This is a genomic window from Pandoraea horticolens, from assembly GCF_902459555.1.
GTDB lineage: Bacteria > Pseudomonadota > Gammaproteobacteria > Burkholderiales > Burkholderiaceae > Pandoraea > Pandoraea horticolens.
Genome location: NZ_CABPSM010000001.1, coordinates 237092 through 258912, shown reverse-complemented (window position 1 = coordinate 258912; position 21821 = coordinate 237092). Strand labels below are relative to the sequence as shown.

The window sequence follows — 21821 nt, the reverse complement described above, 5'->3', positions numbered from 1 at the left end:
CGGCGCGTCCCCGGCGTGCCGGCATCGTCACCTCCGCACTGCGATCAGCGCACGTTGACTACGCCGCGCATGCCGGCTTCGAAGTGCCCCGGTTCGAGGCAGGCGAATTCCACCGTCCCCGGTTGGGTGAAGTGCCACACGAGCGTCTTGCGCTCGCCGGGTTCCACCGTCACGGCATTGGGCTCGGCGTGAGACATGCCGGGCATCTGCTGCATCATCTTGGCGTGCTCTGCGAGCGTAGCCCCCGTGCCAAGCGTCATTTCGTGACGGATCTTGCCGTTATTGGTGACGACGAAGCGCACCGTGTCGCCGCGGCGCACCGTGAGCGTGGCAGGCGAGAAGCGCATGGTGTCGCGCATGTCGACGTCCACGGTACGCGTGGCCTGGGCGTCGTCGCCAGGTTCTCCGATGGTTGCCGCTGCGCCGCCGTGACCGTGCTGCATGTGCATGGCGTGCGGATCTTCGGCCAACGCGGGAAGGGCGAACGCCAGCGAGGCGGCGCCGAACACGAAGGGAACTGCGAAGATACGGGTGAAGCGCGACGAGACACGTGAACGAATCATGATTTGACTCCGGTTTTGCCTACGTTAGCAGGCTGACGATGGGTAGAGGGTAACGCTGAAGTGCTGCCTTGCCACGGGCTCGCAACCGAGCCTCGCGGCGCGCGATACCAGCCGGGATCGCGATAACTGTCGCGCGGCAGGTCCTGCCGCACTTTCAAGGTGGTGAACATGCCGCCCATTTCGATGGGGCCGTACGGGCCGGTGCCAGTCATCATCGGCAACGTGTTTTCCGGTAACGGCATCTCCATGCCGTTCATCGAGGCGCCGGTTTCGCCCATCGCCATATAGTCGGGAATGATGCGGGCGATCTTGGTGGCGATCTCGCGCTGGTTCACGCCCAGCATGGTCGGCACGTCGTGACCCATCGGGTTCATCGTGTGGTGCGACTTGTGGCAATGGAAGGCCCAGTCGCCGGGCTCGGTGGCGTCGAACTCGATGGTGCGCATCTGGCCCACGGCAACGTCGGTCGTGACTTCCGGCCACTGCGCCGTGGGCGGCACCCAACCACCGTCGGTGCCGGTCACCTTGAACTCGTGACCGTGCAGATGGATCGGGTGATTGGTCATCGTGAGGTTGCCGATACGAATGCGCACCCGGTCGCCCTGACGCGCCACCAGCGGATCGATGCCCGGAAACGCGCGGCTGTTCCATGTCCAGAGATTGAAGTCCGTCATCTCGTTTACGCGCGGCGTGCGGCTGCCGGGGTCGATGGCGTAGGCGTTGATGAGGAACACGTAGTCGCGCTCGACCGGCATGAAAGACGGGTCTTTCGGGTGTGTGACCCAGAAGCCCATCAGGCCCATGGCCATTTGCATCATCTCGTCGGCGTGCGGGTGATACATGAAGGTGCCGGCACGCTTCGCTTCGAACTCGTAGACATAGGTCTGTCCCGGTGCGATGGCACGCTGGTTCAGGCCCGCCACGCCATCCATGCCGTTCGGCAGACGCTGGCCGTGCCAGTGCACGCTTGTCGCCTCGGGCAGACGGTTCGTCACGTACAGGCGTACGCGATCGCCTTCGACGACTTCGATGGTCGGCCCGGGGCTCTGCCCGTTGTAGCCCCACAGGTTCGCCTGCATGCCAGGTGCGATCTCGCGCACGACGGGCTCGGCGATCAAGTGAAATTCCTTGACGCCATTGCGCATGCGCCACGGTAATGTCCAGCCGTTGAGCGTCACGACCGGACGATATGGGCGGCCGTTAGGCGGTGAGTGCGGTTTGGCAGTGCTGGCGTCGCTACGCGTGGCGGCGTCGGGCAGGGCGGCCAGGGCGGTGCGTTCGACGGCGGTCGCGCCCATCACGGCGAGGCTCGCATTACGCAGGAATCGTCGGCGCGAAGTCATGCGCCACCTCCATGTTGGTGAGCGGAAGAAGGTTGTGAGGGCGATACGGCAGGGGTGGGCGGTGAGACCGTGCCTTGCGGGGCCGCAGGCGCGGAAGCCGTACCGGCGGTGTCGTGACTGCCGGCTTCACCGCCGCCCAGGCTCTCGCGAAACGACGCTTCGGCCAGCCAGAAATCGGCCGTTGCGTCGATGTAAGCGAGCACCGTATCGCGTTGCTCGCGAGCATCGGTCAACAGGTCGAAGGCGCTGGCGAGCATGCCGTTGTAGCGCAACAGCCATTCGTCGGAGACGCGCTGGCGCATTGGCAGGATCGTGACGCGGTAGTGCTCGGCGATGTCCCAGGCGGCGAGCATCTGGGCGCGACGCGTGCGAACGTCGGCGCGTGCTGCGACCGCCGTGTCCGCGAGGCGATCGACGCTCTGGCGATAGCGGGCTTGCGCACCGGCCACGCGAGCGGTGCCCCAGTCGAAGAGCGGTACCTCCAGCGAGATCTCGTAACCGCGCTCGCTGGGCGAGCCTGTCGCACTGTTGTTGCGATAGGCGGTATCGAGCACGTTCACGAAACGCGTAATGCGCGTAAGCCCCAGATCGCTCGCCGTGCTGTCGAGCGCGGCGCGGGCGGCCCGAATGTCGGCGCGATCACGCAACGCCTGTGCTTCCGCGTCGGGCCACACCGGACGCGTGCGCGGAAGCGCGGGCAGACGCGCTGGCAGCGTGAATGGCAGTTGCTGACCCCACAGGCCCATTTGCCGGGCGAGTTGCTCTCGCGCAGTGCCCGCCTGCTCCCGGGCTCGCGCGAGACGCGCCGCCGTGTCGGCGTAGACGAGATTCTCCTGCGTGCGGCGCATCGCGCTGAAGTTGCCCGCGCGGGCCATGCCGTCGGCCAGCTCGCTAGCGGCCTGCGTGGCGAGACTCGTTTGTTCGAGAATCTGCACGCGCTCCTGCGCCGCCACGGCCTCGATCCAGGCGCGGCGCGTAAGCGTTGCCTGTTCGATGATCGCCTGCGTCACTTGCGCCTGCACCTGTGCAAAGCGGCGCGCTTCAATCCGCGAGGCGAGCGGCATCGTGAGCACGCGAACGAAGTCGAGTCCCCATGTGCGCTCGATGCTGATGTCGCCGCCGCCTTGCACCCGTTGAAACGAGAAGCGTGGATTCGGCAGGCGGCCCGCTTGCACGAGCGAGGCTTCGGCGATGCCGAGTTCCTCATACGTGGCTTGCAAGCCACGATGATTGAGCAAGGTCAGACGTACGGCGGCGTCGATGTCGAGCGGGCGAGAGAGCAGATCGTCGCGCGCCTTCGCAAGGTCTTGCGCCGCCGCATCGTCGCGTGCCCAGGTCACAGGTTGGCCGAGGTGTTGCTGCGCCGCGTCGGCGACCGCACCGAAGCCGCCGTCGCTGCTGAACGTCGCGCAGCCCGACAGCGCCAGCGTGGCGAGCACTGCAGCGGCCCATGGCGCGCGGCGGCGGTGGCGGTGGCGCGGTCGCGATACGACTAACGCGTCGCGTCTATCGACGGACGACAGCGGTAAGCCGGGGAAGGGATGTGAGACCGTCATCGCGAGTCTCCCTGCATGCTGTGTCCCGCATTTCCGCTATGTTCGCTATATCCGGCATGGCCGTTCGATGGCGGCGCGTTCATGCTGCCGGCGGACTGTTCGGACATGTCGTGGCTACCGCTGGCCATACCAGACATACCGGCCATGCCCGGCATTGCGGCGACGCTGGCATTCACTTTGCGCCAATCGCCCGTTGGGACGGACAACGAAGGCCGTGAGAAGTCATGGAGAACGCCGACCGGCGGCGGCCCGGCTGGGGCCTCAGGTGCAGCGGGATCATCGGCACCGGTCACGCCGGTGTGGTCGTCATGAGCTGGCGGTGCCGTGGCACTTGTCGCGTTGGCGGCCGGCGCAGACCATGCGCCCAACAGCGATAGCGCGACCGGCACGATCCACGCGTGCCGTCGTAGAGAAAGAAGCATCATTGATACGCTCGTCAAGCTGGCGATGCCGTGGCCGTGCCGCAAAGCGGCGGGGTAGTCCGGCGTCGCACGTTCGTCGGGCGGACGGACTCACGGCACGAATGACGGGCGAACGCAGGCCAGTCACAAAGAAATAGTGCGGAAAGTCAGTCCGACGGGGAACAGAGACGGTGGGCGGTAGGCCGGGGAGGGTACGGCATCAGACGATGCCGCTGTGACCTTCGGCCCGACGCGCGACCGTCAGGCGGCGAGGTTTTTGGGAGGACGCTCAAGCACGGCGACCACGGCGCTGGCGGCCGATGTGCGCAGGAAGGGAATGGCGGTGGACGGCTGTGCGTCCGGCAGGCGAATAACGACACTTGGCGGCAGCGCCGTGCAGACAACGCAGGCGGCACAGGCCGAGCAACTAGTGTAATGGCTGTGCGTATTGCTGTCTGACGATGCGTGGTTCAGCGATGTGTCCTGCTGCGCCATCGGATGCGACTTCGCGTCGTCCGGGGCGGCACTGTCATGGTGATGCATGGCCGGCATGGCGTCGCCCTGTGCGGACATCGTCATGGCGTGAAGCATGGCCATCGAGGCGGTGGCGTCATTCTCAGCCGCAGTAGTGGCGCTCTGCATTGCCGATGCCGAAGTTCCCGGCGCGCAATGCGTGCGCAGTGCGGCCATGGCCTGCAACGGCATGGTTACGCACAACAGCCACAACACGAGAAGTTTGCGCCAGCGATTCATGCCGCGCAGTCTAGCATCGCCCGCGCCATACTCGCAAATCGGCGTGAGGGTGGCGCGTTCGTCAATGCTCGAACAGATGAAACGCTTCGAAGTGCGTGCGCCACCGGGAGAGCGCAACGAGATTGACGACACACACTGCGGCGACCAGCACGAAGAGGGGCGCCGAGACTTCGATAGTGTCGCGGGCGAGAAGCGAGATGAGTGTCAGCCCGATCATGAGTGTCAGCATCGCCCGGTGCAGCCACGCAGCCAGACGAAGATGCCGTTCGGATTGCGCAATCAGCACCACGAGCGAGACATAGAACGGCGTGGCAAGCAGGGCCAACGCGCAAAGCGCGAGCAACACGCCGAGCACGCTGGCGAGCAACTCGTGCCCATCGGCAGCGCTCGATTGCACGCCGGCGACTGTGGCTGCGGCGAGATAGAGCAGCATCAAACCATCCAGAACGATCGCGAGTCGGTTCATGACTTCTCTCAGCTTATCGATAACAGGTCCAGCCAGATCGCCGCCGCCTCGAGGCTTGCGGGATCGGAGGCCATCTGAATACGGTAGATCGACACGTTGCCGCTGTCGTCGGCACAGTACAGATCTCGCTCGAGATCGGCAACGATGTCGAGCCGTTGCTGGAATCGGTAGAAACCCAGTGGCGTGAGATCCTGCACGAGCGCGGCAAGTGTCTCGGGGTACAGATACAACCGTTGGGGCCGGTGGCCGTGGCGGAACCGGAACTTGCCGATGGCGCCGAGCACGTGGGCGAGCGTGCCGCCGTGGCCGCGAACGTGCCGCATCGTATGCGCCGTATCGCGTGCCGCGCCAGCGACCGGTTTATCTGGGCGAAGACCGCCAGGAAGGGCGAGGTGTCCCATGGTTCACCCCGCGTAACGCATAAAGACGCGAGCGCATTGTCTGCCATGCGCCGCTGATGACGTCCACGAATCCACAAACACTCCGTTGACTTCCCGAAAGTGAGTGCCCGGCGAATATTGATCTTGTGCCTTGATAGTTGCAGAGCGATGCCACGCGCGAAATCCGCACTTTCGCTTAATCCGTCGGCATGAGGTGCGGCGCAAGTTCGCCTGCCCGCGAGGGGGCGCGCTTCTGTGTGAGCGATACCAATGAAAACCGGCGGACTGAGCCGCCGGTTGAGGCCCCATCGGGGCATCGCCAGCCGCGTGTACCGGCGCGGCATGGTAAGGGCCAAGGAGACTTGGCACCTGAGGGTATTGCCGTCATGCACGAACCACCATCGGTTCTCGGCCTTGCCCATGCAGTTTCACTGCGATTTGAGTATAGGTCGCCAACGGCACTCGTGAATCGGTCTTTTGGATGAGCGCACGCCGTGCGCGAACTATCAGCGCTGCCCGCACTCGAATTGGCGCACGATTTCCCCTGTGACCATGGTTTCGTCCGCGCCGACTTTGCGTTTTAATGGCACCATTCATATCGCAAGTGGCGCAATCCCATACGGCAGCCACGCTGCACGCCACGGCATCCAGTCATAACATTCCAACGATGGCAACTAACTCACGACAACGATGGGCCTTGCTGGCTTGCCTTTGCGCAGCGCAGTCGGCCTATGCTGCGGACCAGTGCGAGGGCATCCTCATGCTGGCCAAGAGCGCGCAGAACGGTTTTGAAGATGTCACCGGCCCGCTCGCGGCCAAGAACGACCGCGGCGAGAGCTATCAGGCCACCTATTCGCTGCCCAGCGGCGACTGCAAGGTGTTCCGGGCCACGGGCCTCGCGCCGACCTATGAATGCATCTGGGATTACCAGAAGATCACGCCGATGGATCTGCGCAATCAGGCGCAAGCGTTCGCTACGCAGGTCTCGCGCTGCACTCGGGGTGTAACCACCCTGCGCACCACGACGACGAACCCGGCCGGCTTGCCCGCCGAATGGCAGAGTGTGAGCAAGAAGTACACGCGTGTCGTCAACTTCACCGTCACGGCGCAGGATCTGATGACGCAGCGTGGCGAGCGTCTGCGCGAAATCTCGCTGTCCGTCGAGAAACAAGTCGAGAAGTAAGGCGGGCGCCGCGCTCGCAGCGGTCTATCGTCCTCTCGACGCTCGCCCGTCACGTGGCTGCCAGACGGTGCCGGATATACCGTCCCGGGCTTTCTCGCGTGGCCGTGTTGCGGCAGTTACAAACGGTTGCAGACCCCGTCAGGCATTAACATTTTTTCGGTCGACGCTCGTTCGGCCGACCCGGTACAGTCATCCTTGAGGCGTATGGCGCACATGCAACCTGCAGGTGCCGAATGCGTCCCGTGCCAACCGGCCCCACTCAGGGCCGGGTGCCGTGGTTGAACCCAAATGCGTGCCCGATTTCGTTACTGTTTCCTGTTGCTGTTTGTGTGTGCCTACCCTGCCTGGGCTGGAGGCGGGCGAGGGCGCGATGTGCTGGACGTGAACAAGGCGTCGCTTCGGGAAGACATCAGCCGTTTCAATGCCGATCGCGGCCATGGACAGTCGGCCTATCCGAACTGGGCGGCACCGGCGGAACCGCGTGAGCGTCAGTACACGCCGCAAGGCGAACCGCGTGGCTCGCGCGGCGGCGAGGGCAACCGTCGAAATCGCTAACGGTTAGCCGCTAGCCGCCATCACAGCACTCCGACGTTTGTCGCTGCCGAGGGGACTTCCCTCCCGCCATGCTGCGACGTCGCTCCCCCTCATCCGTGCTTCATGACACCCGGCGGCTCGCCCTGCCCGGGTTCCCATTTTTTTCTCCCCCTTTCCCGGATGCCCCGATGTTGCACACGTGCAACATCGGATTTGGCTGACCCTTTCCAACGGCGTCTGCCGGTCGCGCTTGCCCACCTCCTATTATTCCCGCACATCATGGCGTATGTGAGTCATCGCCAACCCGCCGATGTAAGGAATATATCGATTTTGTTATACCGGGATTAATAGCGGCGCGGGTGGCCGTCCGATTTTTGTCTCCCCACCATTTCCCGGCCACTTCGTGTGGTGCTTTTTCCGTACGGTTCCGGCCTATCTGTGCGTGCCGGGGCTATGCGAGAATCACGGCCGTTTCACAGGGAGGCGCTTCTTCAGCGGGCGCCGGCAGGTCCCACGCAATGTGGGAACAGGCACACAAAATACATAAACCAAGGAGAAGTCAATGAAGCGAAGCATGGCCAAGGGCATTGGCGGGGCACTCGTTTTGGGTGCGTGCGTGAGCGCACCGGCATTCGCCCAATCGAACGTCACGCTGTACGGTCAGGTCGACGCCTGGGTGGGTGCGGTCAAGAATCCGGGGGGCAATCGTGCCTGGACACAGGCCGGCGGCGGCATGTCGACGTCTTACTGGGGCATGAAGGGTAAAGAAGATATTGGCGGTGGCCTGAAGGCCGTGTTCGTGCTCGAAGACTTCTTCCGTCCGCAGAACGGCCAGTACGGCCGTTTTCAGGGCGACACGATGTTCTCGCGCAACGCGTACGTCGGTCTGTCGTCTGACACCGCGGGCACGGTCACGATGGGCCGTCTCACCACGTCGTACTTCGTCTCGACGATTCTGTTCAACCCGTTCGTCGATTCGTACACCTTCAGCCCGATGGTGTTCCACACATACATCGGCCAGGCCGGTCAGGGCATTGTGGGCGACTCCGGCTGGAGCAACGCCGTGATGTACACGACGCCGAACTTCAAGGGTCTGTCGGGAAGCGTGTCGTATGCTTTCGGCAACAAGGCGGGCGAAACCGGGCAGAACAAGTGGAGCGCATCGGCGCTGTACTTCAACGGTCCCTTTGCCGCGACCGTCGCCTATCAGCAGGTGAAGTTCGACTCGCAGCCCGACGACCTCGCCGGCATGGCAGGCTTTCGCAGCCAGCAGGCCGTGCAACTGGGCGCGACGTACGACTTCCAGGTCGTGAAGCTCTTCGGTCAGTATCAGTACATCCGCAACAACGTCACCGGCGGCGGTGTGTCGGAGAACGGCGGTCAGCTCGGCGTGTCCGTGCCGCTGGGCGGTGGCAGCGTGCTGGCTTCGTACGCATACATGAAGAGTTCGGGAGCGAGCAACGTCAATCGCAAGACATGGGCGCTCGGCTACGACTACAACCTGTCGAAGCGCACCGACATTTACGCTGCTTACATGAACGACAAGGTGAGTTCGCTCTCGGGCGGCGACACCTTCGGCGGCGGCGTTCGCATGAAGTTCTGATGTTCCGGCGCACGCGTGAGCGAGACGCGTGCCGGGGAAGATCATCGAAGGGGGCCGACGCCGTTTGGGCGCGTCTGCCCCCTTCATTCGTTTACCGATGCCGGTGCGCCCGCCATACCGCGCATCGGCGTCGTAACGTTTCGCACAGCGGTTTCGTGTGTCACCGATCCGACGCGTCCGCGCTATGATTTGTGCGCCGCGCAAGACGGTATTCCCGCCACCTTTCAGCACAAACGGAGCAGAGACGACATGACGATTCAACACGTAGGCATCATTGGCGCAGGCACGATGGGTAACGGCATTGCACAGGCCTGTGCGGTGGCCGGCTTGCCGGTGACGATGGTCGACATCAGCGATGCGGCCGTGCAAAAGGGCGTGGCGACGATATCCGGCAGTCTCGACCGTCTCATCAAGAAAGACAAGCTCACTGCGGCCGGCAAAGCGGCGGCGCTCGCACGAATTTCGACGGCGACCGACTACGCTGCGCTTGCCGGCGCCGACATCGTGATCGAGGCGGCCACCGAGAACTTCGATCTGAAGATCAAGATCCTCAAGCAGCTCGAGGGGGTGGCGAAGGCCGACGCGATTCTCGCGTCGAACACGTCGTCGATCTCGATTACCAAACTCGCGGCAGTGGTCGCCAGGCCGGGGCAGTTCATCGGCATGCACTTCTTCAATCCGGTGCCGCTCATGGCGCTCGTGGAGATCATTCGCGGTTTGCAGACGAGCGACGAGACGCACGCGCGTGTCGACGCGCTCGCGCGCCAGCTCGGCAAGTCGCCGATCACGGTGAAGAACGCACCGGGCTTCGTCGTCAATCGCATTCTGGTGCCGATGATTAACGAGGCGTTCTTCGTGCTGGCCGAGAATCTCGCCTCGCCCGAAGAGATCGACGAAGGCATGAAGCTCGGCTGCAACCATCCGATCGGACCGCTCGCGCTCGCCGACATGATCGGTCTGGACGTCTGCCTGTCCGTGATGAACGTCTACTACGAAGAGTTCGCGGACTCGAAGTATCGTCCGTGCCCGTTGCTCAAGGAGATGGTCGCCGCCGGGTACCTCGGCCGCAAGACCGGGCGTGGTGTGTACACGTATTGACGACGGCGCGAAGGGGGGGAACCGGCGCGGATGTCGCGCCGGTGGCGGGCGTTGGCCGGGCGTTAATTTGAAGACTCGGCGTATTCCTGTTGCGAAGTCAATGAATCTCCCGACATCGGGCTGCCGCCCCGGCTCGTGGGGCTCGCTGCCGATTGGCTCGACACGCTGTCCGAGTTCACCGAATTTCCCCGCTCTCTCACCGTGACCCTGTGAATACCCAGCGGACGCGTGACGGAAACCGTGTACGGATTTCCAGGGGTATGTCCGATGTCGATCAGCGCCCGATTGATGATGCGTCCTGCATCGATCCGGTTCCTTGCGCCGGCGAACGAGATCGCCTTTGTGGTGCTCCACGGATCGAGAAGTACTGTCGATTGACGTGTCAGGTAGACAGCCTCCCGGAAGAGTTCGTGACTGATGCCGTCCGGATGCCCCACGTTCGGCGGCTGTGGCGTCGTGCGGTCCATCAACTTGATAAAGTGTTTGGAGTCCGAGTAAAGCACCATGACATGGGGGGGGCGGTTTTTCGGCTTGATCGTGATCATGCGAATCTGACTTCTCGACAGGCCATTCTGGCGCAGGTTGAAAAAGAGAATTTCAGCGTTCTCCTGACAAAATGCCTCGGCCGCCGTGTTCCACGAGTAATACATTGCCGTGATCTCGGACGCGATGCACTGCTGCTTTATCAAAGGCAAGTTCGGATCGATTCGTTCCCGCATGTCAGCGCGCAGGGCGGCACGGTGATTGATGATCGAATTGTCGCGAAGCGCTTGCAGATCGGCGCGATTCGATCGCCGCAGATGCAATCCCCCCAATGTGATAAACGCTTCGGGAATGGCTTCTCGCGTGACTTCGTCGGGGATATGGTGAATCGCCCTGGCAACATCTTCAACGCTATCCACGATGCTGTCGGACGGAAAATCGACCTTGCTCGAACTACACCCGCCACCGCACAGCCGTAGGGGAGCGTGGGCTTGCCATTCTCCGGTGCTCTCGTCATACGTCACCGGCACTTGCGCCCGCTTGTCGCTGCCCTTGGGGGCATCGACAAGCCAATGATCGGCGCTGATGCCCTGCTGCGCCTGGTAATAGCCTGCCTCGCCCTTCAGGTAGTGATGTCCATCTACCAGGACGACACGCGACGACCTGCCGGCAGGAAGCTGATCCGCTGTCAGTATTTGTGCATAGCCTTGCAAATGTTCCTGCTCGCCCACGATGCGCAGGGGGCTTGCCAACGCGGGGTCGTTCGCGAGGCCGGAGACCGGCGGCGGCGCGTCTTGAGCGTTAGCCGCATCGACGCTCTCGCTTCCCGGTTCTGCGCGTGACGCGTCGGAATGAGGCGCCATCTGGGCGCTCTCCGCTGGCCGAGGCACTGGTGGCGACTGCATCGATACACGCGAATCGGCGTGAAGGTGGGGCCCCGATTCCAGCGTGCGAGGATCGGCGAATTGCAATATGCCAACGAGCTTTTCGGGATTGAAGGTCTTGCCTTCCAGTTCATCGCCGACGATGCCCGCAAGATCGCCGGGCAGGCGCGTCAGACGGACCTGCGGCAGTAGCCCGGTCGCGACGTCCAGCGCATCTGCGCCTCGCCGAACGCCGCTGCGCACGTCCGGCCCGACGGTCTGCCCGCTAAGCACTTCATAGGCTTCACCCACCGATTCCCCGAGGTGGTGGAATGGGGCGCTTGCCGTGGATACCGCCTTGAGGAACTCTTGAAAAGAGTACTCGGACTTGATCGGCGACGAATGTTGCACGGGCCTGACGATCACGTCGTCGGGCACCGGGGAGATAGGCGTCTCGACAGCGGGTCGCGCGCCGGCGTCGAGCGCCCGGAAGCGGGGCTCCGTCGCTTCGTTGCTGTCGTCCGGGGGAAATGCGCTTCGCGGCACGTCGCTGGACGCGGGCGCAGCAAGATTGGCGACAAGCATGATGGCGAGTGCAGCGGGCCAGAGGGTGTCGCGCGGTGCTCGGCCCGTGTCCGTGCGCCCGGGATGCCGTAGCGCACGCGGACCGATCTCGGAAGGCACACAGCGCGCACTGCGAAAGGTGCGAGGGAACCCCGCCGTGGCGTCTGGCCCGCTCTCGCGGTGCCGGAGCGTCTGAGGAGGGCCGTAACACGGAGAATGGCGGGTGACGTGGTGGTGCGAAGCAAAGGGCATGAACCCCTCCAGATGGCTGAAGCGCTGACGTGCGGAAGGCCGGAATGCGATGAGGCGAGTCGGAGATCGTCGGGCAGCTATACGGCGACGCCACCGCTCGTGCCGGATGCGGACGATGTGTGGCCCGGGTCGTCTGGGTCTGAAGCTCCGGCGCTTTCCGGGCTCACCCCATTGCCGTGGCCGTCCGTGCTGTGTCGTCCACGCAGCGCACGCGTGATGGACACGACATACGGGCTGCCGGGGCGATGGCCTGTGTCGACGAGGGCGCCGTCGAGCGCGTCGATCAGTTCTCGCTCGGAGGTCGTGTGCGCAAACGACCTGATCTTGACCGTGCTCCAGGGGTCCAGCAGCACCGAGGTTTCGCGCGTCATGTATAGCCAGCCCGAGAACGAGGCGTCGTCCACACCATCGAAATAGTCGATCATGGGCGGCTGCGGTGTCGCCAGCTCCAGCAGGTCGAGAAAGGTCTGCGATTCCGTATAGAGCACCATGACATGCGGTGGCCGGTTGCTCGGCTGAACGGTGATCATGCGAATCCGATCACCGGGCACACCGTGCTCCAGCAAATAATGGAAAAGCACTTCGGTATTCTCCTGACCGAGGGCCTCCGATCCGCGGTTCCAGTAGTAATGCGTGGCCGTCGAGAGCGCGGCTTCGCGCTGCTGGATGAGCAAAGAGACGGTGGGATCGAACTGCTTCATGACTTCGTTCAATGCAGCTCCGTGCTGCGTCATCGAGTCGTCAGGCATCGACCTCAGGTTTTCCCGATGGGATTGCACAAGATGCAAACGGCTCACTTCGTGGAACGCACGTTCGATGGCGGCGCGCACATGTTCCTCGGGAACATGGCGCACAGCGTCGGCGATCTGCGGGTCCTGGATCTCGATACTGTCGGGCTCGTCCTCTCGACTCGGTGTGCAACCGCCGCCGCGCGGACGTAACGGCGTATGGGCGAGCCATTGACCGGTCGCCCTGTCGTATGTCACCGGAACCTGTGCCCGCATATCGCTGCCCTGGGGGGCGTCGATGAGCCAGTGATTGCCGTCGCGGGCCGGCGTAGCACGGTAGTAGCTGGCCTCGCCCAGAATGTTGTCATGGCCGTTCACCATCAGTCGTGTGCGTGCGTCGGCCGGTAACCGCTCTCGCGGCAGGACGTGTTCATAACCCTGCGGGAATGCATGCTCGTTCTCGATCTGGACGGTGGTGGGCGATGGCGTCGCCATATCGGCCGGATGGCTCGGGACTGGCCGTTGTTCGACTTGCGGAATCAGGTGGGCCGCCGTGTCGATCACGCTCGAAATCTTCTGCATCGTGGCTCGCGCGATGCGTACGTGACGCAGCTCGCTCGCGAAGGGCGAGCGTGGTCCGGATTCCCTGTGACTTGCCGTGGACGGAATGCCGTAGTGGGCTGTTGCGTTGGTGAGGCGATGACATGACAGATATGGCATGACCACATCTCCGTAGGGTGTGCGACGCGTTGAGAGGGATAGCCCCCGGCGGCTCACGGACGGCATCGGCGCCGCCTATGCGAAAGTGCTCCGGGGGGATGGTCAAGCCGGGGTCAAAGCGGCGTGTCGCGGCCACCTTTCGGTAATGAGTCGAGCGGGTTCTGGTGAGATGGGCCGGAGCCTATCGAGTCACCCGCCGAACTACTTTGGCTTCGCGCGCTGGTGGAACTCCCGCTCGAGGATACGGAGCGCTCCCGAGGCGCGGGGTATGGCCGGGTCAGGGATACCGTATAGGGGCTGCCAGGAATGCGCGCGGTATCGGCCAATGCGATGTCGAGCACGCGCCTCACTTCGTCGACGTCGTTGGTCCATGGAAACGACGATGCCTTGACTCGGCTCCAGGGGTCGAGCAGCACGGTGGAGTCGCGAGACAGGAAGAGAGCACTCGCAAACACGTCACCCGAAATGCCGTCATCGTGCCCAAGGATGGGCGGCTGCGGCGTCGTCAGATCGAGCATATCGATAAACGGGTCCGACTCCGTATAAAGCACCATGACGTGGGGCGGCCGGCCTTGCGACCTTACGGTAATCATCCGGATGTTGTTGCCGGGAATTCCGCGCGCGAGCAGATAGTGAAAAAGGATCTCCGCGTTCTCCTGACAGAAGGCCTCAGGGCTGAGGTCCAGGAGACTGTTATCCACGTAGTTGTCGTAGTGGATTGCCGTGATGAGAGCCGCCTCGCGTTGCTGTTCGAACAACGTGGAATGCGGATCGATTCGCATCAACTGCGGCACCAGAATACGACGGTGCTCGACAATCGAGTTGTCGCGCAATGACCGCAGGTCTTCTCGGTTGGTGCGCATCAGGTGCAAGTGCGCCAGATCGCCGTAGGCCTGCTGTATCGCGTTGCGCACGTCGAGGTTGGCAATATGGAGAGTGGCCTCGGCGACGCCGTTCTTGCTCACGTCAACGCTGTCCGGTGAGGACGCCCGGCTCGGGCCGCATCCGCCGCCGCACAGACGCAATGGTGGGTCTGCGCGCCATGTCTGCGTCTGCGCATCGTATGTCACCGGCACTTGCGCGCGCGTGCCGCGCGGTGCGTTGATCAGCCACTGGTTGGCACTTTGCCCGGGTGTCACGTGGTAGTAGCCGGATCTTCCGGCGAGATAGCGACGGCCCTCGATCGCCACCAACTGCCGCCGTGAACCGGTGGTGACTTGCGCTGATGGGAGCGTTTGTTCGTACCCCTGAAGATATTCGCGCTCGCCTTCGATGCGCAACGTGCTATCGGCGTCATCGGGAGCATCCAGCGCATCGATGTCATCGACGCTGCCAGTGTCAGCGGCGGACCCGCGCGGCCCCAGGGGATCGTCGTCGTTCGGCGAGGCCGCTTCCGGCGGCACTGCCGGCGGATTTCCGTCCACCGGCAACTGGCCGGCATCGATGCCGTCAGCAGGGGCTGCCTCGAGTACAGGCACACGCCGGAACACCACGGGTTGACCTGACGGCGAGTCCTGCGGCGCAGGCACCTGACCCCCGAACGATCGAGGGTCACCAAACTGCAGGAGGTCGGTGATCTTCGACGATTGGGGCGGCTTGCCATCGAGGGCATCGGCGCCGACATCGGCGACACGTCCGGGTAGCCGGGTGATCTGAACGTTCGGAATCAGCCCGGTGGCGGCATCGACAACGCTGCCGACACGCTGCGCCGTCGCGATCGCCGACGGGTCCGCTTCGTCGCCACTCATTGCCTCGTAAGCGTCGCCCACCATTCTGCCAAGATTCCGGAACGGCGCACTGGCTGCGGCGACGGCCCTGAGAAACTCCTGAAAGGTGTAGTTGGATTTGATCCGTGGGCGATCGAGGGGATGTCTCTGGATTTCGTGCTGCGCTTGCGTCGGCTCCCCGGGCGGGAGTGTTGTGGTGATGTCGTGCGCGCTATCTCCCTCCCGCCATCGATTTGATCGACGCGGAAGCATAGGGGTTGCCAGGGCTTGGGGTGCCATGAGATTGGCGACCAGCATCACGGTAAACGCGATCGACCAAGGACCGGGCGATGCTGAACCGGTACTTGCAGGGGAGGTGCAATGCGATAGGGTACTGCCGGGGCATCTCCGCGCATTGCGTGTGCATTGCAACGCGTGAGGAAAGGCAGGTGTGGCGAACGGGTGTGTTTCACGAGACGGTGGGTGACGGTCGGCTTGGTAACAAGGGGGAGCATTGATCGCACGACAATGCGACGAATACCGCATGAAATGACCTCCCGAAGATAGGCGGAATGTGGGTATGGCCGGACTGTCCCAATGCCGATCCAGCCATGGGGGAAGACTGCCATCAGGTGACAGGGCGTGTTTGCGCTTCGGCTGAGCGCGTTATCGATTTCGTCGCATTGCAGCAAGGCAGCGACGGAATCCAGGCCATGTCAGGTGGGAGAGTCGGCGTCGCCGTTCGACACCGAATCGGCGCTGTCGCGCGACTCGGATTCGGGGTTGCTCAACGGCTCGGGATGCAAGGGGGCCGAGCCCTCGCCGCCAAACGCGTCTCCGAGCCTTGCCGGGCTGCCGGATGCGCTAAGGCTGGCTATGCTGCGCTGGCGAGCGCCGAAGATGCGAGAGCCGAATGGCCGGGTGACCGACACCGTGAAGGGCTGACCGCTTTGGTGTCCGATGTCCGCAAAGGCGTCGTCCAGCGTTCGCATGACGTCGCTTTCGTCGCGCGCACCGGAGAATTCAATGGCTTTGGTTGTACTCCATGGATCGAGCAGAATCGTCGTTCCCCTGTTTATGTAGATGAAGCCGCTGAACGTCACGCCGCTGATGCCGTCGTGGTGATTGACGACGGGGGGCTGAGGCGTCGCATGATCGAGCAGTGTGGTGAGATCGTGCGTCTCGGTATAGAGCACGAGCACGTGTGACGAGCGGCGCTTCGGGGTGATGCTGATGATGCGAATCCGGTCTTCCGATACCCCGTTCTGCAACAACTGATGGAAGAGGATTTCCGCGTTCTCGTGGCAAAAGGCCTCTGCGTAGTGGTTCCAGTAGTAGTGCATGGACGTGACCGCTGCCGCTTGCCGTTGCTGCTTTGCCAGCGGTGCGTAACGGTCGATATGCTCCATCGCTTTGCGCAACGCCGCACGGTGGACCATGATTGAATTGTCGCTCCTACCTCTCGTGTCGGGACGGTTCGTTCGAAGTAGATGCATATGGGCCAGCTCCTCCATGCCGTGCAGGATCGCCAACTGCATTTTCTCCTCTTGAAGGTGGCTGACGGCCGCTTCGATTTCCGAATATCGCCCGTCGATACTGTCTGTCGATATGCCTTTGCTTTGGCTGCAACCGCCTCCGCACAGGCGTAAGGGGGCGTGCGCCTGCCATTGCCCGCTTGTCCTGTCGAATGTCACGGGAACCTGCGCTTTGTCACGTCTCGGCGCGTCGATCAGCCAATGATCGTCACTGCGCCCGCGCACCGCACGGTAGTAGCCTGCTTCGCCGCCGATGTAGCGTTCGCCGTGGATCAACAGCAGACGCGGGTGCTCGCCTGAGGGAAATTGCTCGGCGGTGAACACTGTCTCATAACCGCGCAGGTGCTCTGCCTCGCCCTCGATATGCAGTGGCGTTGAGGGCGCGGGCAGGGCGTCGTCTGCTTGCTCTGCGGCAAGGAAGAAATGATCGGCATCAAGCTCATCAACCGCATCGACCACAGCGGTCGCGTCTCTGCTCTGTTCAATCTCATTCTCGGGGGAGGGTTTTCGTCGAGCGGCCATTTGCGCGCGAGGTACCGGATGAAGTCCGCGATTGAGGGGGGCGGCTGGCTCGACGGGCAATTCGTTTCGCATCGGGCGCAGTAGCCGGCGTCTCGCGTGAGGGGCCATGTGCGAGCCGAATGCGCGCGGGTCCCCGTTTTGCATCAGACCGGAAATTGTTTCACCGGTCGGCACCTTGCCGTCGATGCCGTCCGCGAGCACGCCGGCGAGTTCGCCGGGCAGTCGCACGAGTTGCACGTCGGGGATGAGCCCCGTGGCGATATCAACGACCTCGCCGCCTACCGTGAGTCCTTGACGGACACTCGTTGTCATTTCGTGCCCGCGAAGGATCTCGATGGCGTCGCCGACCGACTCGCCCAACTGACGAAATGGCTCGCGTGCCGAACTCACTGAGCGCAGTACCTCGGGAAACGTGTATTCGGACTTGAATACCGAGTGTTCCACGGGCCGCACCACAACGGCGGGGTCGAATGCGACGCCGCCGTCGGGCAAATGATCCGACGGCTGGCGGGGGAGATGGCCGCCGACAGGAGGGTTGGTGTCGAGTGGGGGGGCGGCGATGGCGCGATCCGGGAGCGCTGCTGTTGCAGGCGTTGCGAGATGGGTGATCAGCATCACCGCAAGGGCCGCGGGCCAGACGGCGGCGGGTTGTGACGACGCATCGTCCCGACAACGTGATGTCGTTTCACGCAGACTCGTGGATGCACGTGTGCATCGTGCAGCGAGAAACGTGGTGGAGAAATGCTCGCGAGCCGAAGGCGAATGACGGCAACGTGATGCGTCGAGACGACCTGACGTGGAATGACGAGTGCGACGTGCTGCAGGCGGAAGATCGTAGTGAGGCGTGGTAAGGATAGCGCGTTGATTCGAAACCGATGGCATGGCAACTCCTCTCCTGGAAGGGCTGCCGTAGTACGTGTCGTTAGCGACGCGTGCGCTATCGGCAGTCCGGGAAAGACGATGGCATATCGTGCGCCCGCCGGGCTTGTGCTTCGACGGGGCACGCTGTCGGTTTTGGGTGCCCCGCTGTTCGTCCGGCGGTGCCGCGCACGCTCGGCGCGTGCGGGAGCGCGGGGTTGTTGTGGGCGCTCAGCCGGCAAGCCGGCGGCGGGTGTCGTCGTATTCCTGCTTCAACTGCGCGACGATGTCTGCCACCGGGCGAACGTCGTCCATCAGGCCCACACCCTGACCGGCGCCCCAGATGTCCTTCCACGCCTTCGCCTTCGAGAAGTTCATGGCGGTTTTGTCTGCCGTGGGCAGGTCGTCCGGATCGAGACCGGCGTTCAGGATGCTTTGGCGGATATAGTTGCCCGACACGCCGGTGAACAGGTTCGTATAGACGATGTCGTTGGCACTCGCGTCGACGATGGCCTGCTTGTAGTCGTTGCTCGCATTCGCTTCGGTCGAGGCGATGAAGCGCGTGCCGATATAGGCGAGATCGGCGCCCATCGCCTGGGCTGCGAGAATCGAGCCGCCGTTGGCAATCGCGCCGGAGAGCACGAGGGGACCGTCGAAAATCTTGCGCACTTCGCCGACCAGTGCGAACGGCGAAAGCGTGCCCGCGTGCCCGCCTGCGCCGGCCGCGACGAGAATCAGCCCGTCTACCCCGGCTTCGAGCGCCTTGTTCGCGTGACGCAGATTGATCACGTCATGCAGCACGATGCCGCCGTAGCTGTGCACCGCGTCGAGCACTTCTTTGGGGGGCGCACGCAGGCTGGTGATGAAGATCGGCACGCGATGCTCCACGCACACGCGCACATCATGTTCGAGCCGCTGATTCGACTGATGCACGATCTGATTGACGGCGAGCGGGCCGACGACCGCGTCCGGATTCGCCGCCTTGTACGACGCGAGTTCCTCGGTCATGCGAGAGAGCCAGTCCTCGAGAATCTGCGGCTCGCGCGCGTTGAGTGCGGGGAACGAGCCGACGATACCGGCCTTGCACTGCGCGAGTACCAGCTCCGGGTAGCTTACGATGAACATCGGCGACGCCACCACGGGCAGCGCCAGGTTTTGCAGAATCTTGGGAAGTGCCATGAAGTCTCCTTGAGCAGGACGTTCGGCGTTCGGCACCCATTGCGCCGGCGCGCAATTTGCTGTGGTCCATTTTCGCGAACGATCGTTCGATTATAGGGGGATTCGCCCGTTGTCCGGTGAGCGGACACTCGAAGAAGTCTTCGGTTCCGGCGCACTGGATGTCCCCGTATCAGGGAAAGTCCCCTTGGGTCGCGTGCAGGTGGCGTCTAGGATAAAAGCGCGTGCCAGGCGACGTCAGTTTCACGATGGCGCAGGACGAGCGCAGCGTTAGCGACCGCGGCGCTCGTCCGGCACGTCACGTCCTCACGCCGCTTGCCGTCACTGGCAAGTGGCGTTGTTTTTTGGGCGGCGGCGTGACGCTCACGCGGCGTACAACGTATCCGTTGCGCTGTCGTAGCGCAGCGCACCAGCCTTCGCCAGTTCCGCGACGAGTGTGTCGAGCAGACCGGGCCAGCCAGACGGCGGCGTGAGCATCGCTGCCGCACTGCGCCACGCGCGCGCGGTGTCGAGCGTGGCCTTGAGCGTTGCACCTGCCATCTCAGCCTCGGCCATCAGACGAAAGACGATCAGCACCTTGAGCGCGTTGCGGGCGTTACGTGCGGGGTCGCTTTGCAGATAGTCGAGGCGTGCACGTGCGGCCGTCAGTGCGCCGTCGATATCGTCGAACGGCTTGCCGTGTCCGGGAATGACCCGCGAGACATCGAGTTGCCCGATGAGATCGAGCACGGCGGCTTGCTCGGCGAATCCCGACTCGCCGTCGAGTTCCGGGAAGATCACGCCGAAGCCGCGTTCCCACAGCGCGTCGCCGGAAATCAGGATGCCGTCGACGGCGCTATAGAGCATCAATGCGTGCGGGTCGTGACCTGGGGCGCCGAGCACCAGCCATTCGCGCTCGCCCAGTGTCATGGAATCGCCGGGCGAGAGTGTGTCGTCGAAGGTGAAGCGCGCGCATTGCTGCCCCGTCGCTTCGAACGACAGACGCCGCTCGTCCCAATGGCGGACCGGATCGGCCTCTGCGGCCGGCACCCACGTGCGGCAACCGTAGCGCGCCTGTAGTGCGGCGTTGCCGCCGCAATGATCGGAGTGCAGGTGCGTGTTGACGAGCCGCGCGAGCGGCTGACCGTCCGGCAGCGCTTGCGCGACGAGCGCTAGCGTCTGTTCCGAGTGCGAGACGTAGCCGCTGTCGACCAGTGTGGGCTCGTCGCCGAGGAACAGGACATTGTTCGATGAGAGCCAGCCGCGCTCGAACACGCGCAGCCCGGCAGGAAGGGCAAGCGAGGTCATGGGCGTATCTCGTGAAAGGGGGGACACGGGCAATGAGCGGCGTTTCAGGCCGGTTTGGCGCACACGAGGATCTTGGCCGTGGCCGCAATCACTGTCTCGCCGTGTTGGTTGACGGCCTCGCCGTCGAGCGAAACGATGTCGCCCGAGAGCTTCTCTTTCCACAGACTGTCCGTGACCGTCCAGCGCACGGTGATGTCGTCGCCCGCGTGCACGGCGCGGCGCAGCTTCATGTCGAATTCGAGCCCGAGCGGTTGGGCTGTCTTCGCGTAGTGCGTGGCGAGCAGCGCGGCCAGATACGACATCTGTTGCGTGCCGGACGAAATCAAGCCCCCGAAACGCGGATCGGCGGCGGCGTAGCCGGCGTCGTGGTGCAGCGGATTGAAGTCGTGCGCCAGCGTGGAGAATTCGCGGATCGAGTCAGGTGAGAAGTGATGGGTGGCGGAGAACGTCTCGCCGACTTCAACGATTTTTCCCATATGCGCTCACGAAAGAGTAGGGTGCGGGGCACTTCAGGCGTTGCCCGTGTCAGGGTCGCGGATGACGATGCGGCGGTACTGTACCGGTGGCTCCTCGTGCTCGGCGCGCCGAGTGGGCAGCAACGACCAGATGCGGCGCTTGTCGTCGTCGGCCATGGTCGACCAGGCGGCGATTTCGCTGAGCGTGCGCCAGCAGCCCGAGCACCAGCCGGTCGCCGGATTCATGCGGCAGATATTGGTGCAGGGAGACGGAACGGGGGACGCGTGTGTAATCATGATAGCCATCGGGCGACGCAGAGCGACGTGTGGTTCAAACGGACAGGCCCAGCTTGGCGGCCTTCTCTCGCAGCTTGTCGTGGAAACGTTCCTGATCGACGATGACGCGCTCATGCGTGCCTGCGCTCACTTTGTCCAGACCGTCCCAGGCAACGACCTCGAAGCGCAGCGTGCGGCCCGAGATGGCCACGAGCTTGCCCTGAATACGCAGCGTGTCGCCCGCCGGCGTGGCGGCCAGATGCGAGAAAGAAACGAGCGTGCCGAGCGATTGCTCGCGCGGCCAGTCCAGGTAGGGGCGAATCGCTTGCAGACAGGCGCATTCGAGAATGCCCGCGAGATAGCCGGTGGCCAGCACGGCGGGCATATCGCGGCACAGTTCGACATCGTCGTACAGTTCGGGGACCACGGCCTTTTTCGGCACGCGATAAGTCCACTCGAACGTCAGGCCCGGCACAAGTTCGGGGCTCGGCATGGCACGTCTCCTTGATGTTGTTC

At 63.6% G+C, this 21821-nt stretch carries 21 protein-coding genes; 5 read left to right on the top strand and 16 right to left on the bottom strand.

Annotated features, from left to right (window positions below; all coding sequences use genetic code 11):
• Positions 1–44: 44 nt before the first annotated feature.
• The 7 genes from PHO31112_RS01215 to PHO31112_RS01185 all read right to left on the bottom strand — a co-directional run bounded on the left by PHO31112_RS01215 (position 45) and on the right by PHO31112_RS01185 (position 5483).
• Positions 45–563 carry a cupredoxin domain-containing protein gene (locus tag PHO31112_RS01215; RefSeq protein WP_246177599.1) on the bottom strand — a complete coding sequence of 173 codons (519 nt, stop codon included), beginning with the start codon at positions 561–563 and terminating at the stop codon, positions 45–47.
• Positions 560–1906 carry a multicopper oxidase family protein gene (locus PHO31112_RS01210; RefSeq protein ID WP_150618816.1) on the bottom strand — a complete coding sequence of 449 codons (1347 nt, stop codon included), beginning with the start codon at positions 1904–1906 and terminating at the stop codon, positions 560–562. Before PHO31112_RS01210 ends, PHO31112_RS01215 begins: the two co-directional genes overlap by 4 nt.
• A complete protein-coding gene (locus PHO31112_RS01205) occupies positions 1903–3462 on the bottom strand; it encodes a TolC family protein (protein ID WP_150618815.1) in 1560 nt (519 codons plus the stop codon). Before PHO31112_RS01205 ends, PHO31112_RS01210 begins: the two co-directional genes overlap by 4 nt.
• Positions 3459–3887: a hypothetical protein gene (locus tag PHO31112_RS01200; protein WP_150618814.1), complete on the bottom strand. Its 429-nt coding sequence runs from the start codon at positions 3885–3887 to the stop codon at positions 3459–3461. Before PHO31112_RS01200 ends, PHO31112_RS01205 begins: the two co-directional genes overlap by 4 nt.
• 237 nt (positions 3888–4124) lie before the next feature.
• On the bottom strand, positions 4125–4616 hold the full coding sequence (locus PHO31112_RS01195) for a hypothetical protein (protein ID WP_150618813.1): 492 nt from the start codon (positions 4614–4616) through the stop codon (positions 4125–4127).
• 61 nt (positions 4617–4677) lie between these two features.
• Positions 4678–5082, bottom strand: a complete 405-nt coding sequence (locus PHO31112_RS01190) for a hypothetical protein (RefSeq protein ID WP_150618812.1) — start codon at positions 5080–5082, stop codon at positions 4678–4680.
• Positions 5083–5090: 8 nt separating this feature from the next.
• Positions 5091–5483 (bottom strand): hypothetical protein, encoded by a 393-nt coding sequence (locus PHO31112_RS01185; protein ID WP_150618811.1) that lies wholly within the window; start codon positions 5481–5483, stop codon positions 5091–5093.
• A gap of 739 nt (positions 5484–6222) precedes the next feature.
• On the opposite strand from PHO31112_RS01185, the gene PHO31112_RS01180 reads away from it, so the two are divergent.
• The 4 genes from PHO31112_RS01180 to PHO31112_RS01165 all read left to right on the top strand — a co-directional run bounded on the left by PHO31112_RS01180 (position 6223) and on the right by PHO31112_RS01165 (position 9880).
• Positions 6223–6645, top strand: coding sequence for a hypothetical protein (locus PHO31112_RS01180; protein WP_150618810.1), 423 nt, complete (start codon positions 6223–6225; stop codon positions 6643–6645).
• 288 nt (positions 6646–6933) lie between these two features.
• A complete protein-coding gene (locus PHO31112_RS01175) occupies positions 6934–7200 on the top strand; it encodes a hypothetical protein (RefSeq protein ID WP_150618809.1) in 267 nt (88 codons plus the stop codon).
• Between the two features lie 541 nt (positions 7201–7741).
• Positions 7742–8782, top strand: a complete 1041-nt coding sequence (locus tag PHO31112_RS01170; RefSeq protein ID WP_150618808.1) for a porin — start codon at positions 7742–7744, stop codon at positions 8780–8782.
• Between the two features lie 249 nt (positions 8783–9031).
• Positions 9032–9880 carry a 3-hydroxybutyryl-CoA dehydrogenase gene (locus PHO31112_RS01165; RefSeq protein WP_150618807.1) on the top strand — a complete coding sequence of 283 codons (849 nt, stop codon included), beginning with the start codon at positions 9032–9034 and terminating at the stop codon, positions 9878–9880.
• A 62-nt stretch (positions 9881–9942) separates the two neighbouring features.
• Here PHO31112_RS01165 and PHO31112_RS01160 read toward each other — a convergent pair whose 3' ends face one another.
• The 4 genes from PHO31112_RS01160 to PHO31112_RS01145 form a co-directional block, all read right to left on the bottom strand.
• Positions 9943–11910 carry a hypothetical protein gene (locus PHO31112_RS01160; RefSeq protein WP_150618806.1) on the bottom strand — a complete coding sequence of 656 codons (1968 nt, stop codon included), beginning with the start codon at positions 11908–11910 and terminating at the stop codon, positions 9943–9945.
• Between the two features lie 209 nt (positions 11911–12119).
• Positions 12120–13490 (bottom strand): hypothetical protein, encoded by a 1371-nt coding sequence (locus PHO31112_RS01155; protein WP_150618805.1) that lies wholly within the window; start codon positions 13488–13490, stop codon positions 12120–12122.
• A gap of 113 nt (positions 13491–13603) precedes the next feature.
• On the bottom strand, positions 13604–15517 hold the full coding sequence (locus tag PHO31112_RS01150; protein WP_174995452.1) for a hypothetical protein: 1914 nt from the start codon (positions 15515–15517) through the stop codon (positions 13604–13606).
• A gap of 395 nt (positions 15518–15912) precedes the next feature.
• Positions 15913–17868, bottom strand: coding sequence for a hypothetical protein (locus PHO31112_RS01145; RefSeq protein WP_150618803.1), 1956 nt, complete (start codon positions 17866–17868; stop codon positions 15913–15915).
• Between the two features lie 35 nt (positions 17869–17903).
• Here PHO31112_RS01145 and PHO31112_RS01140 point away from each other — a divergent pair, with 35 nt between their 5' ends.
• Positions 17904–18104 carry a hypothetical protein gene (locus tag PHO31112_RS01140; protein WP_150618802.1) on the top strand — a complete coding sequence of 67 codons (201 nt, stop codon included), beginning with the start codon at positions 17904–17906 and terminating at the stop codon, positions 18102–18104.
• Positions 18105–18342: 238 nt separating this feature from the next.
• On the opposite strand, the gene PHO31112_RS01135 is transcribed toward PHO31112_RS01140, so the two are convergent.
• The 5 genes from PHO31112_RS01135 to PHO31112_RS01115 form a co-directional block, all read right to left on the bottom strand.
• The gene (locus tag PHO31112_RS01135) at positions 18343–19290 is read right to left on the bottom strand and encodes an NAD(P)H-dependent flavin oxidoreductase (protein WP_150618801.1); all 948 of its coding nucleotides are present in this window, start codon (positions 19288–19290) and stop codon (positions 18343–18345) included.
• Between the two features lie 360 nt (positions 19291–19650).
• The gene (locus PHO31112_RS01130) at positions 19651–20574 is read right to left on the bottom strand and encodes an MBL fold metallo-hydrolase (protein WP_150618800.1); all 924 of its coding nucleotides are present in this window, start codon (positions 20572–20574) and stop codon (positions 19651–19653) included.
• 44 nt (positions 20575–20618) lie between these two features.
• Positions 20619–21050, bottom strand: coding sequence for a MaoC family dehydratase (locus PHO31112_RS01125; RefSeq protein WP_150618799.1), 432 nt, complete (start codon positions 21048–21050; stop codon positions 20619–20621).
• A gap of 33 nt (positions 21051–21083) precedes the next feature.
• Positions 21084–21326 (bottom strand): DUF1289 domain-containing protein, encoded by a 243-nt coding sequence (locus tag PHO31112_RS01120; protein WP_343042690.1) that lies wholly within the window; start codon positions 21324–21326, stop codon positions 21084–21086.
• Positions 21327–21360: 34 nt separating this feature from the next.
• Positions 21361–21798 carry a thioesterase family protein gene (locus tag PHO31112_RS01115; RefSeq protein WP_150618797.1) on the bottom strand — a complete coding sequence of 146 codons (438 nt, stop codon included), beginning with the start codon at positions 21796–21798 and terminating at the stop codon, positions 21361–21363.
• Between the last annotated feature and the right edge of the window lie 23 nt (positions 21799–21821).

Excerpts from the sequence above, each read along its gene's own strand:
- PHO31112_RS01215 (WP_246177599.1), bottom strand. The coding sequence starts at position 563 with ATGATTCGTTCACGTGTCTCGTCGCGCTTCACCCGTATCTTCGCAGTT.
- PHO31112_RS01210 (WP_150618816.1), bottom strand. The coding sequence starts at position 1,906 with ATGACTTCGCGCCGACGATTCCTGCGTAATGCGAGCCTCGCCGTGATG.
- PHO31112_RS01205 (WP_150618815.1), bottom strand. The coding sequence starts at position 3,462 with ATGACGGTCTCACATCCCTTCCCCGGCTTACCGCTGTCGTCCGTCGAT.
- PHO31112_RS01200 (WP_150618814.1), bottom strand. The coding sequence starts at position 3,887 with ATGATGCTTCTTTCTCTACGACGGCACGCGTGGATCGTGCCGGTCGCG.
- PHO31112_RS01195 (WP_150618813.1), bottom strand. The coding sequence starts at position 4,616 with ATGAATCGCTGGCGCAAACTTCTCGTGTTGTGGCTGTTGTGCGTAACC.
- PHO31112_RS01190 (WP_150618812.1), bottom strand. The coding sequence starts at position 5,082 with ATGAACCGACTCGCGATCGTTCTGGATGGTTTGATGCTGCTCTATCTC.
- PHO31112_RS01185 (WP_150618811.1), bottom strand. The coding sequence starts at position 5,483 with ATGGGACACCTCGCCCTTCCTGGCGGTCTTCGCCCAGATAAACCGGTC.
- PHO31112_RS01180 (WP_150618810.1), top strand. The coding sequence starts at position 6,223 with ATGCTGGCCAAGAGCGCGCAGAACGGTTTTGAAGATGTCACCGGCCCG.
- PHO31112_RS01175 (WP_150618809.1), top strand. The coding sequence starts at position 6,934 with ATGCGTGCCCGATTTCGTTACTGTTTCCTGTTGCTGTTTGTGTGTGCC.
- PHO31112_RS01170 (WP_150618808.1), top strand. The coding sequence starts at position 7,742 with ATGAAGCGAAGCATGGCCAAGGGCATTGGCGGGGCACTCGTTTTGGGT.
- PHO31112_RS01165 (WP_150618807.1), top strand. The coding sequence starts at position 9,032 with ATGACGATTCAACACGTAGGCATCATTGGCGCAGGCACGATGGGTAAC.
- PHO31112_RS01155 (WP_150618805.1), bottom strand. The coding sequence starts at position 13,490 with ATGCCATATCTGTCATGTCATCGCCTCACCAACGCAACAGCCCACTAC.
- PHO31112_RS01145 (WP_150618803.1), bottom strand. The coding sequence starts at position 17,868 with ATGCTGATCACCCATCTCGCAACGCCTGCAACAGCAGCGCTCCCGGAT.
- PHO31112_RS01135 (WP_150618801.1), bottom strand. The coding sequence starts at position 19,290 with ATGGCACTTCCCAAGATTCTGCAAAACCTGGCGCTGCCCGTGGTGGCG.
- PHO31112_RS01130 (WP_150618800.1), bottom strand. The coding sequence starts at position 20,574 with ATGACCTCGCTTGCCCTTCCTGCCGGGCTGCGCGTGTTCGAGCGCGGC.
- PHO31112_RS01125 (WP_150618799.1), bottom strand. The coding sequence starts at position 21,050 with ATGGGAAAAATCGTTGAAGTCGGCGAGACGTTCTCCGCCACCCATCAC.
- PHO31112_RS01120 (WP_343042690.1), bottom strand. The coding sequence starts at position 21,326 with ATGATTACACACGCGTCCCCCGTTCCGTCTCCCTGCACCAATATCTGC.
- PHO31112_RS01115 (WP_150618797.1), bottom strand. The coding sequence starts at position 21,798 with ATGCCGAGCCCCGAACTTGTGCCGGGCCTGACGTTCGAGTGGACTTAT.